The sequence below is a fragment of the Pseudomonas cremoris genome (genome assembly GCF_014230465.1).
On the sequence record NZ_JAAXCY010000006.1, the window covers coordinates 199,136 to 211,263 of the forward strand.

Annotated in this window: 8 protein-coding genes; 2 read left to right on the forward strand and 6 right to left on the reverse strand. The window is 60.0% G+C overall.

All coding sequences use genetic code 11. The features are described 5' to 3' along the window. Positions 1–82 precede the first annotated feature (82 nt). Positions 83–1,498, forward strand: a complete 1,416-nt coding sequence (locus HF257_RS16920) for an acetyl-CoA carboxylase biotin carboxylase subunit (RefSeq protein ID WP_185710030.1) — start codon at positions 83–85, stop codon at positions 1,496–1,498. A gap of 11 nt (positions 1,499–1,509) precedes the next feature. Then, positions 1,510–3,318 (forward strand): sodium-extruding oxaloacetate decarboxylase subunit alpha, encoded by a 1,809-nt coding sequence (gene oadA, locus HF257_RS16925; RefSeq protein WP_185710029.1) that lies wholly within the window; start codon positions 1,510–1,512, stop codon positions 3,316–3,318. A gap of 87 nt (positions 3,319–3,405) precedes the next feature. Here oadA and HF257_RS16930 read toward each other — a convergent pair whose 3' ends face one another. The 6 genes from HF257_RS16930 to HF257_RS16955 form a co-directional block, all read right to left on the reverse strand. Then, the gene (locus tag HF257_RS16930) at positions 3,406–4,200 is read right to left on the reverse strand and encodes a hypothetical protein (RefSeq protein ID WP_185710028.1); all 795 of its coding nucleotides are present in this window, start codon (positions 4,198–4,200) and stop codon (positions 3,406–3,408) included. A gap of 110 nt (positions 4,201–4,310) precedes the next feature. Next, entirely contained in the window at positions 4,311–5,594 is a 1,284-nt protein-coding gene (locus HF257_RS16935) for an autotransporter outer membrane beta-barrel domain-containing protein (RefSeq protein ID WP_185710027.1), read from the reverse strand. Between the two features lie 133 nt (positions 5,595–5,727). Further along, positions 5,728–10,218, reverse strand: a complete 4,491-nt coding sequence (locus HF257_RS16940; protein WP_185710026.1) for a dermonecrotic toxin domain-containing protein — start codon at positions 10,216–10,218, stop codon at positions 5,728–5,730. Between the two features lie 80 nt (positions 10,219–10,298). Further along, on the reverse strand, positions 10,299–10,979 hold the full coding sequence (locus HF257_RS16945) for a GNAT family N-acetyltransferase (protein WP_185710025.1): 681 nt from the start codon (positions 10,977–10,979) through the stop codon (positions 10,299–10,301). 10 nt (positions 10,980–10,989) lie between these two features. Next, complete coding sequence (locus HF257_RS16950; protein ID WP_185710024.1) at positions 10,990–11,436, reverse strand: GNAT family N-acetyltransferase; 447 nt, start codon at positions 11,434–11,436, stop codon at positions 10,990–10,992. Continuing rightward, positions 11,433–12,071: an FMN-binding negative transcriptional regulator gene (locus tag HF257_RS16955; protein WP_185710023.1), complete on the reverse strand. Its 639-nt coding sequence runs from the start codon at positions 12,069–12,071 to the stop codon at positions 11,433–11,435. The genes HF257_RS16950 and HF257_RS16955 overlap by 4 nt, the downstream gene beginning before the upstream one ends. Between the last annotated feature and the right edge of the window lie 57 nt (positions 12,072–12,128).

The window sequence follows — 12,128 nt, forward strand, 5'->3', positions numbered from 1 at the left end:
ACTGTCATGAAACATTTAGTCACGCGCCGACCCGGGTCTAGCGGGTCGAAGAACGCAGCAATCGGCTCAAGGGAATTTCCAAGTGATAAAAAAGATCCTGATCGCCAACCGTGGTGAGATTGCCGTACGAATCGTGCGTGCCTGCGCCGAGATGGGCATTCGCTCGGTCGCGGTCTACTCCGACGCCGACCGTCACGCGTTGCACGTCAAACGTGCCGACGAAGCCCACAGCATTGGTGCCGAGCCCCTGGCCGGTTACCTGAACCCGCGCAAGCTGGTGAACCTGGCGGTGGAAACGGGCTGTGATGCGTTGCACCCCGGCTACGGCTTCCTGTCGGAAAACGCCGAACTGGCGGACATCTGTGCCGAACGTGGGGTGAAATTCATCGGCCCGTCCGCTGAAGTGATTCGCCGCATGGGCGACAAGACCGAAGCACGCCGCAGCATGATCAAGGCCGGCGTACCGGTGACGCCTGGCACCGAAGGCAACGTCGCCGACATCGCCGAGGCCCTTACCGAAGGCGACCGTATCGGCTACCCGGTCATGCTCAAGGCCACCTCCGGTGGTGGCGGTCGCGGTATCCGTCGTTGCAACAGCCGCGAAGAACTTGAACAAGCCTTCCCCCGCGTCATCTCCGAAGCCACCAAGGCCTTTGGTTCGGCGGAAGTGTTCCTGGAAAAATGCATCGTCAACCCCAAGCACATCGAGGCGCAGATCCTCGGTGACAGCTTCGGCAATGTCGTGCACCTGTTCGAGCGCGATTGCTCGATCCAGCGTCGCAACCAGAAGCTCATCGAAATTGCCCCCAGCCCGCAGCTGACCCCGGAACAGCGCGCCTACATCGGTGACCTGTCGGTGCGCGCGGCCAAGGCCGTGGGCTACGAGAATGCCGGCACCGTGGAGTTCCTGCTCGCCGAGGGCGAGGTGTACTTCATGGAGATGAACACCCGGGTGCAGGTGGAACACACCATCACCGAAGAAATCACCGGGATCGATATCGTCCGTGAGCAAATTCGCATCGCCTCGGGCCTGCCGCTGTCGGTGAAACAGGAAGACATCCAGCACCGTGGCTTCGCGTTGCAGTTCCGTATCAACGCCGAAGACCCGAAGAACAACTTCCTGCCGAGCTTCGGCAAGATCACCCGTTACTACGCCCCTGGCGGTCCCGGCGTGCGTACCGACACGGCGATCTACACCGGCTACACCATCCCGCCGTTCTACGACTCCATGTGCCTGAAACTGGTGGTGTGGGCGTTGACCTGGGAAGAAGCCATGGACCGCGGCCTGCGTGCCCTGGACGACATGCGCCTGCAAGGCGTGAAGACCACCGCCGCCTACTACCAGGAAATCCTGCGCAACCCGGAATTCCGTAGTGGCCAGTTCAACACCAGTTTTGTGGAAAGCCACCCTGAGCTGACCAACTACTCGATCAAGCGCAAACCCGAAGAGCTGGCCCTGGCCATCGCCGCCGCCATCGCCGCCCACGCAGGCCTGTGAGGAATATAAGAATGAGCAAGAAGATCTTCGTAACCGACACCATCCTGCGCGACGCTCACCAATCGTTGCTGGCCACCCGCATGCGCACTGACGACATGCTGCCGATCTGCGACAAGCTCGACAAAGTCGGCTACTGGTCCCTCGAAGTCTGGGGCGGCGCGACCTTTGACGCTTGCGTACGCTTCCTGAAAGAAGACCCATGGGAGCGCCTGCGCAAACTGCGCGCCGCATTGCCTAACACGCGCCTGCAAATGCTGCTGCGTGGCCAGAACCTGCTGGGCTACCGCCACTACAGCGACGACGTGGTCAAAGCCTTCGTCGCCAAGGCCGCCGTGAATGGTATCGACGTGTTCCGTATCTTCGATGCGATGAACGACGTGCGTAACCTGCGCGTGGCCATCGAAGCGGTGAAAGCCGCCGGCAAGCACGCCCAAGGCACCATCGCCTACACCACCAGCCCGGTGCACACCGTCGAGGCCTTCGTGGCCCAGGCCAAGCAGTTGGAATCCATGGGCTGCGACTCTATCGCGATCAAGGATATGGCCGGCCTGCTGACCCCTTACGCCACCGGCGAGCTGGTCAAGGCGCTGAAAGCCGAGCAGAACCTGCCGATTTTCATCCACTCGCATGACACCGCGGGTTTGGCTGCGATGTGCCAACTCAAGGCCATCGAAAACGGTGCCGACCACATCGATACCGCCATCTCCAGCTTCGCCTGGGGCACCAGCCACCCAGGCACCGAGTCGATGGTCGCCGCCCTTAAAGGCAGCGAATTCGACACCGGCCTGAGCCTGGAACTGCTGCAAGAGATCGGCCTGTACTTCTACGCGGTGCGTAAGAAATATCACCAGTTCGAAAGCGAGTTCACCGCCGTCGACACCCGTGTGCAAGTCAACCAGGTACCGGGCGGGATGATTTCCAACCTGGCTAACCAGTTGAAAGAGCAGGGCGCCCTCAACCGCATGAGCGAAGTGCTGGCCGAAATCCCACGTGTGCGTGAAGACCTCGGCTTCCCGCCGCTGGTGACCCCGACTTCGCAAATTGTAGGTACCCAGGCGTTCTTCAACGTGCTGGCCGGCGAGCGCTACAAGACCATCACCAACGAAGTGAAGCTGTACCTGCAAGGCGGCTACGGCAAGGCGCCGGGCACCGTGAACGAGCAACTGCGCCGCCAGGCTATCGGCAGCGAAGAAGTGATCGACGTGCGCCCGGCCGACTTGCTCAAGCCGGAAATGACCAAGCTGCGCGGCGAGATCGGTGCGTTGGCCAAGTCCGAAGAAGACGTGCTGACCTACGCCATGTTCCCGGACATCGGCCGCAAGTTCCTCGAAGAGCGCGATGCTGGCACCCTGGCGCCGGAAGTGCTGTTGCCTATCCCTGAAGCGGGCGGCGTTGCGCGTGCCGGTGGCGAAGGCGTGCCGACCGAGTTCGTGATCGACGTGCACGGCGAAAGCTACCGCGTGGACATCACCGGTGTCGGCGTGAAGGCTGAAGGCAAGCGTCACTTCTATCTGTCCATCGACGGTATGCCTGAAGAAGTGGTGTTCGAACCGCTTAATGAATTCGTCAGCAGCGGCGGCAGCAAGCGCAAGCACGCCACCGAGCCAGGCCATGTCAGCACGGCGATGCCCGGCAATATCGTCGACGTGCTGGTCAAGGAAGGCGATGTGGTCAAGGCCGGCCAGGCGGTGTTGATCACCGAAGCCATGAAGATGGAAACCGAAGTGCAGGCAGCGATTGCCGGCAAGGTGACAGCTGTTCATGTGGCCAAGGGGGATCGGGTAAACCCTGGCGAAATCCTGATTGAAATCGAAGGCTGATCCCTAGCCTTCGACACTACCGCTTAATCCTCGGGGGAGCAGGTGCTCCCCTTTTTTTTGCCTGGGATTTGGCGGCATTAAGGTGGGTCATTGCACCGTCGAGTAGGTCGCGCCTGGCTCGACCTCCATTGAACCGCCGATCTTGCTCTTATTGATCAACGTTGCGCCGCTATAGACCTTGCCCTGCTGGTTGGCCTCCATCGCGCCGGTGAGGGTCCAAGTGCCACTTACGACCCACAGGTGCTGCATCCGCGAGGCGCCGTCGAAGGTGCCGCCACGGGGATCGTCCAAGATGACTTGGTTGGTGCCGCTGCCGCCGTCCACTGCACCTTCGAAACGGCCGCCGTGCCTGACGATCAGTACATCGTCGCCGCCCCCCATCTCCAGGGCCATCCCGTTGCCCCCGGCAATCAGCCCGGCATTGACCACTTCGTCACGCTGGTTTCCACCCAGCTTTAACCCGGTGTCTTTTTTCCCGACGATGCTGCCGTAGTTTTCCAGCCACACCGGTGCAAGCCCGGAGCTGACAAGACCATGGTGTTCACCTGTTGTTGTGGCGGTCGCGCTGTTAATGATTTCAACCCCTCGCAGGGAGGTCGCGGGGCCGGTGGCAGGTGGCGGAGACAGCAGCCGGGTGGCGTTGTCGATGTCCAGGCCTTTGCCGTTGTTGAGGGTGATGCTGACCGAGCTGAAACGCGCGTTGGACTTGGCTGCAGGTTGATCGTCGAGCGCGCTTTCAAGGGCTTTGGCGATGTCAGCTTGAGTCGCAGGGGCATCGCTGGGGCTTGGGGTGTGCGCCGTGCTGGCGGACTGCGCCAAGGTGCGCATGCCATAGCCCATCAGGGCACCGATGGAAGGGATGTACGGGAATACAGATGACATAGTTTCCGGCCTCACGTGTGTAGGAGACCGGAATGTAGCCAGTGATTGTAGGTGGTGGATGTCAGGCCTACAGCTGCTTATATGAGTGAAATGTCCTCACTTTGCCGGGGTTAAAACCGCATCTGCCACTGACCCATCAGGCCCTGGCTGCGGCTGTTGGTGCCGTTTTCAGCGCTGTAGGTCAGGCCGACCGTATGTTGGGGCGACCAGGCGAGGTCCAGACCGGCACTGATGTTGACGCTATTTCGGTCCAGGGCCGTGCCATTGATGTTGAAGCCGTCAATCAACCCAGGGACATAGCGATAGGACTGGCGGACCTGACTTTCGACATCACCGTAAAGACGCTTCCAGCGGGTATCGACGTGTGGGGTGAGGCTGATCTGGTTATCGAAGCGGTACACCGTGGCCAGGCGCAGGCCAAGGGTGCTGCTCAGGTTTTGCCGGGTTTGCGCTTCAACCTTCAGTGCGCTTATCCCACCGCTTTCCTTAAAACCGTCGCGGTGATAACGCTGGTAACCCAGCCCGGCAAAGGGTTCGACACTGTAGTCGGCGTTGCCCAGTTGGTAGCCCATTTCCGAAAACAAAGTTTGGCTGGTGGCGCCGTAGCTGGCCTTGAGTGAGTCCTTGCGATCAAGCACCTCGACGCTGCGCTTGTTTTGTCCGGCGTGGTCGCTATGGATCGCCCCCAGGCGCAGGGCCAGCGGGCCGTCCTGATGCACCGCATAGCCGCCCAAGTGCCAACTGTCCAGGTCGCCGGCAAAGCGTTTGGCATCCAGGTGGCTGTTGGATTTGGCGCCCACCACGCCGATGCGCCAAGCGTCGTCCAGCGCCCAGTCGGCGCCGAGCAACACGCCTTGAATACCGTATTTCAAGCCAGCGCTGCCGCCTTGTTTGTCGAGGCTGCCGTCGTTGCCCAGGCCTTGCACCCAGAAGTGGCCGTCGTCGTCGGTGGGCAAGGTGCGCAGGGTCGAAAGCAACCGGTCGCTGATGTGACCGGTGGTGGCGTGGGCAGCGCTGGCCAGGTTGGCATTCTGACTACCGGCCAACTGTTCGAGGACCGCCCCCATCCCGCCGGGTGCCCGGGCGACGTTGTCACCGAGCTTTTCCAGGTTTTTGATCTGTTCGGAGGTCAACTGACCGGACGTCAGCAAGCGGTCCAGTGCGGGTTCCAGCACCTTGGCGACCTGCCGACCGTTACGGGTAGTGGCTTGGTTGTAGAAATAGCCGTCGATAGGGCCACTCTTAACAACAGGCTCATAAGTCCCATAGTTGTAAGAGGGCAATTGCATCGAAAACTGAAAGGGTGAACCCGCCTGCGCCTGAGTGAGTTGAGCGCTGATCACGCCCACCGCGAACGCAGTGACACGAGCCAATTGCTTGAGTGAAAAGGGCATGAAATCCCGACCTCTTGTGAATGAGGCCGGGAATTTAGCGAGAGGGCGCGGGGTTAACTGTCAGGTGATACGGGCGCGATTTGCGGGAGTTGTCTCTGTTAAGGGGGGAATTTGCAGCCAATGGAGCTGAGCCTCAACTGCGGCGCTCCTCAAGCCGTAAAAACGCGGCCAGCGCGACCGGGTCGTTGAGTTTGCGCAAAAGATTATCCAGCGCTGTCCGGGTCGTGAGCGCTGGTTGAGTGTCGGCGGCCAGTTGCTTCAGGTAGGCGTCGTCGATTTTAAGATGGGCCGCTGTGAACTGATTGGCCGGTGTCTTGAGGGCGGGGTAATGAAAGTGCGCCAGCCATAACGGCTGGTCGCCATTGGCTGAATCAAGAATGAAATACTCCTGGAAGTAGTCGTTGAACTGCGTGGTCTTGATTCTGCCCGCTTGATTGCGCGTGACCCGGACCTGGTCATTCTCCAGCAGCCACAGAAAGTAGCCTTGCTGGGGTTTGCGCAGCTTGAGCAGCGTTGCTCTGATAGTGATGCCCTCTCGACGCAATCGGGCTGCGCCGTCACGCAGTTCTGTACTCAGGCTGGCGACCGGAAGGGCGTTGCCTGTCTGCTTGGCCAACGTGTGCAGCGGTTCGAATGTGTGGAGCGTCTGTTCCAGCTTCAATGCTTGCTGATCGAAGATATCCTGCATGTCTGCCGGTATCCGAAACGGCTTCAGAGCGCTCTTTTTCGTCTCGCTGATAAAACCGTCCAGCTCCCCGGTCAGTTGGAGCCCTTGACTGGTGATGTCGATATAGTCGTTCGTGGGTTTTGGTGCCTGTTTTTTCAACGGAGGGATCAGTGTCAAAGGCGCCTGTTCTGGCACATCCTGCGGTTCTTTGGGCTGATCTCGCGGACGCTTTTTGATGACCCTGGCTTTTATGTGCGGCCTGGACGTCGAGGGCTTGGCAGATGCGCGCGCTGGGGGGGCGACCTGTTGAAGCCGGGTGCCGATATTGCTCTGGGCCAATAGAAGAAATTCGTTGACGACGCTTTTCAGGTTCGCAAGGGCATTGAGGTTGACGCGTTCTGGAAACTCGCCGGGTAGTTCCTCTATTCGATTGCGCACACTCTTGAATGCCTCGACCATTTCACTCAGGGTTTCCAACTGAGCCTCTTGGGGGTCGTCCTTTAACAGTTGCGTCATGCTTCTACTGGCCGCCGTAGCGCGCTCCACCACCGCATAGACGGCATTGCGCGCCTGGGTCATGTCTTGAGCGGCTTGCTCACGTATACACAGTTCGGCGGCGCTGGCGATTTCGTTGGTTTTCAGTTCCCAGCGGGTGTGAAACCGCTCCGATATTTGGATTTGACGGGCGTCCATGGCACCGGCCGAGCCCATGCTGGACAGTGCGAGTTTGGCACCCGCCAGGTCGTTGAGTTTGGCGTCTATTTCCCGGCCCATTTCCACCGCCAGGTGGATGTCTGCCGGGAGTTGCTGGCGAGTGGTCACGTCTTCGGATTCGCGGTTTTTGAGGATGCGCTCGACGGCAGCGTTGTAAGCGACATGTTTGAACGCGGTCCAAGTCATCAGGTAGGTGTTAAAGCTCTTGTACAGCCTGAGCAGCTTGTCCTCATACCCGAGGGTACCGCCTTCATTCCTCCACTGGTCGAGCAGCTTCAATGACGCTTCGCGATTGGCGATCAGCTCCTGGGCTTTGGATAAACTCTGGTCCAACAGGGTCTGCGTGGTGGGGGACTTGAGCAGCGTGTGCATCTCGCCCTTCAGGACTTTTTCACGTTGCTCCAGCGCTTCGCGTTGTTGCTCCAGTGGCAGGAGTCTTTGCATCCTGGCCATCCGTGAGGCCTTCAACTTGCTCTTCAAGCTCTCGTTGCTGCGCAGCAGGCGCAGGTCGGTGTTGATACGCCAGGTTCCCATCGACGTCTTGGCCAGGCAGGGACCGGTAAACGCAGGGTTGTGCGGGTCGAGAATGTGAATGTTGGCATCGTCATCACCCACCACCTGGAACCAGCGCTGATCCACTTGGGCATAGGTGTTTTGCCCCACATCGTAGAGCGGCGGGCGTTGTTGGGGCTGGGCATAGTCGCGCAGGTCGGGGGCCTCGACCTTGAACGCGTCTAGGTAGCTACCCCACTGCGTCGGCGTGCGGCGTGGCACAGCGCCTTCGACAGCCAATATCGAGAACTGGCGATGGGGCAGCGCGCGGCTGTCTGAGGCAAGGGCACGTAGCTGTGGCGGCGCAGGCAAGGGTGGTCTGGAACCTCGAACGTCTGCAGATCTGGCTTTGCCCCTGCGCAGTGGCCCGGCCTTATGGGTGATCACGATGGCCAACGCCATCAGCACGTCGCCCAGGCGCTGCCATTTGATCAAGCCATTGCTTTGCGCCGGCGTATCGAGCACTTGCTGGAGTTGATTGAAGATTTGCCAGACCCACACCGCCGTGGCGACGTAGCCGTTCAGGAAACTTGAAGCGGCATTGAAGATGGCCCACGCGCTGTCTTCCAGCAATGCCCAGCGCCGCTCTGCGTTGGACAGCGACTTACGATCCGCCAGCTGCGCCATGGCCTTCGCGTTGGCCGCAAACAACGCGGCAAAAATATCCCCGGTCAGCTCGGTTTTGGAAAACACAGGGGTGCCGCCCCATTCGAATAGTTTCAACGGTGTATTCGCCAGTTGTGAAATCAGGAAGGCTGAGGTCAGACCGGTTGGGAACATGTACTGGGCGTAGTTGTAGCTCACACTCCGGTTCGGCAGCCACGCCAGGATGGAGTCTCTGATCTCGCCGGGCTGGTGCAGCTCATACTTGAGGTTTTGCAGTGAGGGGAACTGTATCAGCGGGTTTTCGAGCAACGGGCGATACAACAGGCAGGGGCCGTGTTGTAGCGAGCGGGGGCCGATGATGAAGATGTTGAGGACCTCATCGAAGGTCTGGCTGATGCGAAGGCTGGGGCGTATCGACAAGGGGCATATAACGATAGGGTCTGGCGTGTTGGGCGTCGGGGTGACCAGCTCATTGATGAAGCGATAGCCCTGCTCGTCGACATTGCCGGTGTGGGTGAGTTTGCATTCCAGCGCCAGCAGTGGCAGCAGCGATCGCAATTGCTGGATGTAAAACCGTTGTTGCCGGGGGGCTTCAAGCGGGTCGTCAATCAGCTTGTCTTGGATCAGTTTTGGGTACACCTGGCCGATGTCGACCTGCTCTGAAAGGTGCGTCAGGTAAGTGACCGTCAGCCAGTCAGGCACTGTTTGGCCGCCCTTGAAGTTCACGGTTGCGAGGTACGGCGGCGTATTGCTGAGTGCATATTCGCCCAGGGTCTGCGGGTAGCTTTCCAGTGGATTGGCCAGGTTGAAAGGCCCCACCGCAAGGCTTTCCGTGCGGATGATCTGTATCTCATCGAGTGGCAGTGTGTCGGCGCCGGCGTGGTTATCAGCGAGGATGGCGTTGCGCATTTTCTCCTGGGCGAAGGCTTTGATGGGTTGAAGCTGGAACAGGTCGGCCGGTACATCGTTGTACAGCGTGCTCAGGTCCAGCATGTGCTGGCTGTAGTCGTTCAAATCGTGCGGCGAGGCATTGAGCAGCCAGTGGGGGATCGCACCGTCGAGCATGTTCAGGCGTGTTGTCTCCGGGTCGCGGTCCAACGGCTCTGTGGCGGTGGAGGGTGGCTCCGGTTGAGGCACAGTGGTCGCGACGTTGTTCAAACCCTCGGTTTCGATCGCGGTGAGCTGGGTGGCGATGAGGGCCCAGGCCATGTGATCGAAAAAATGACCCTCAGGTTCGACCAGCCGCATGGCCAAGGGGAGCGCGCTCATTGAGGCGCTGAGCCTGGACTGCGCGGCGGTCGCCAAGTCTTGCAAAGAGGGGAAGGTCTCATAACCGTATTCGAGGGTGTACATCATCAGGATGTCGGTTTGTTTGAATGTGCCTTGCACGATGGCTGTGCCCGCCAGCATGAGATGTTTCAGGTGTTTATCATTGGGGCTGTCAATGTCGAGCAAGCACACCTGGATGTTCGCCAGGTCGGGGCGGTGTCTAAATCGTTGCTGCTTGTCGGGGTACATCGAGATCCCCCGCGCGATGTCGCAGTGATCGGCATTCCAGCCCTCGACCTCCTGGATATTCAGTGCGGCGGCGAGCCCGTCAGCCAGTTCTTGCCAGCGTGGCAGGCCAGCCCCTGTGGCGTTCCAGAACGCCAATTGCTGCTCTTTGAAGGCGACGAAAAACACCGACGCCAACTCATTGAGCAGTGTGGCTATCTGCTCGATGTCCACCGGCAATTGAATGGGCTCAGGCGTTGAGGGCTGTTGAGTGAGGAAGTGCTCGCCTTGCAAATAGTTGGCCTTGGTGTTTTCCAGGGCCAATCGCACCAGGACATGGGTCATGAGCGTGTAATGGATATCGACACAGGTCAGTTCGTCGTCGACGAACGCCCAAATGGGGGTGCCCACCACTGTTCGGTCGAGGTCCGGGTTGAGGTCGGGGTAGAGGATGCTCAGTTCGCTGCGCAGCAGGAGGAAGGCCACTTCATTGCCGGTGGGCCCGTCTTCGGTCAGGCGGGTGAGCAGGGCTTTTTCCAACAGCGGTTTTGGGCTTGGCAGCGAGGGCGCTACGGAGGTTTTAGCATTCATGAGTTTCTCCATGGTCAGGACGGTGCGAGGCGCCGTTGCATGGAGAACCTAAGGGAAAGCCGGTATAGGGCCGGTGGTAGTTAGATAGGCGCGGTGCGACACTCCAGCAGCGTCTTCAACTGGCGATCACCGTTCAGGTTGCCTGGCGACAACCAGGCTTCAAACCCCGCCCCAACCGCCGGCCATTCGGCATCAATAATTGAATACCACGCCGTATCGCGGTTCTGCCCCTTGACCACCATGTGCTGGCGGAACACCCCTTCAAAGCTGAAGCCCAACCGCTCGGCCGCATACTTGGAGCGGGCGTTGGCGTTGTTGCACTTCCACTCCAAACGACGATAACCCTGCTCGAACGCATGCTTGGCCAGCAAGTACACCGCCTCTGTGCTTTTGGGCGAGCGCTGCATCGGCGCGCCAAAGGTGACGTGGCCGATCTCGATGCGCCCTTGGGCCGGCACAATGGACATCAGGCTGAGGATGCCCTGTACCTGGCCGGTCGCGCGGTCGATCACGCTGAAAAAGTACGGGTCGCTGTGGGCCGCGTGGTTGTTGAGCCAGTCATTGAATGCACTGCGCTCGGGGAAAGGACCGTAAGGCAGGTAGTCCCATAGCTTGGGGTCGGCGCCAGGGCCTTGAAGCGCCTGGAACAGTTCGTCGCCATGACGCGCGGGGTCGAGTTTTTCCAAACGGATAAAACGCCCTTCAAGCAGTTGCACGGTCGGCGCCGGGACACCTTTCCAGTCGGCGGGGGAAATGGGCATGCTGTGCTCCTCAAAGGCCTTTACGAAATTGGATGAAACCTGGGCGTTCGGCGATGCGCTCGTAGAGTTGGATCGCAGTGGCGTTGCTTTCGTGGGTCAGCCAATGCACCTTGCAGCAACCATCGGCCTTGGCAGTGGCGTAGACGAATTCGATCAATTTGCGGCCTACACCGGTGCCGCGTTGGGCGGGGTCCACCAGCAGGTCCTGCAGGTAGCAGGAGTTTTCAATGCTCCAGTTGGAGCGATGGTAGATGAAGTTGACCATGCCCACCGCTTTGCCATCCTGCCAGGCCAGCGCCGAGTGCGTCGGCTCACGGTCGTCGATCAGGCGTTGCCAGGTGCTTTGGCTAACGGCATCCGGCAATTCGGTGTTGTAGAACTTCAAGTACGCCTGCCACAGCGGCAACCACGCAGCGTGGTCGGCGGCGGTGACTTGGCGGATATCGATCTGGCTCATTCTGCGACTCCTTGGGGAATAAATCGGGCGAGGTTTTGGTCGCGCACGTCGGCGCTGGCGGCCAGGCCTTCGCGCACACCGGCGATGTCGGCTGGGCTGCGGTTCTGACTGAGTTTGCGCTTGCCGATCAGGCGCTCGATCGGCAGGGCGAAGCCGACAATGGCCTTGAGCATGCCGTCAATGTAGTCGGCCGGAGCGTCGCTGACTTTCCACGGCTGGTCGCGACTGCCTTCGTGGCGGTCGGTGAGGGCGCTGACCAGGTTGAGCAAGCGCTCTGCATCGGTGAACACCTCAGGCGTGCCGTAGGCGTGCACCGCAATGTAGTTCCAGGTGGGCACCACTTTGCCGTGCTCGGCCTTGGCGGGGTAAAACGCCGGGCTGATGTAAGCCTCGGCGCCGGCAAAGATCACCAGGGCGTCGCTGCCGTTCTGCAAGTCTTTCCACTGCGGATTGGCCTTGGCCAGGTGCCCGTAGAGTGTGCCATTCGGGCCTTCGTCGGGGTTGAGCAGCAGCGGTAGGTGGCTGGCCAGCAGGCCTTGTTCGCCAACGGTCACCAATTGCGCCAGGCGAGTGTGCTGGATCAATTGATGCAGTTCGGGCAAGTCGTCGAGAGCAAAGGCGCGGGGTGTATACATGGAAATTTTCCTTGGCGAATGCCTGCATCCTAGGCAGGCTAATGGCTCGTTGAAAGA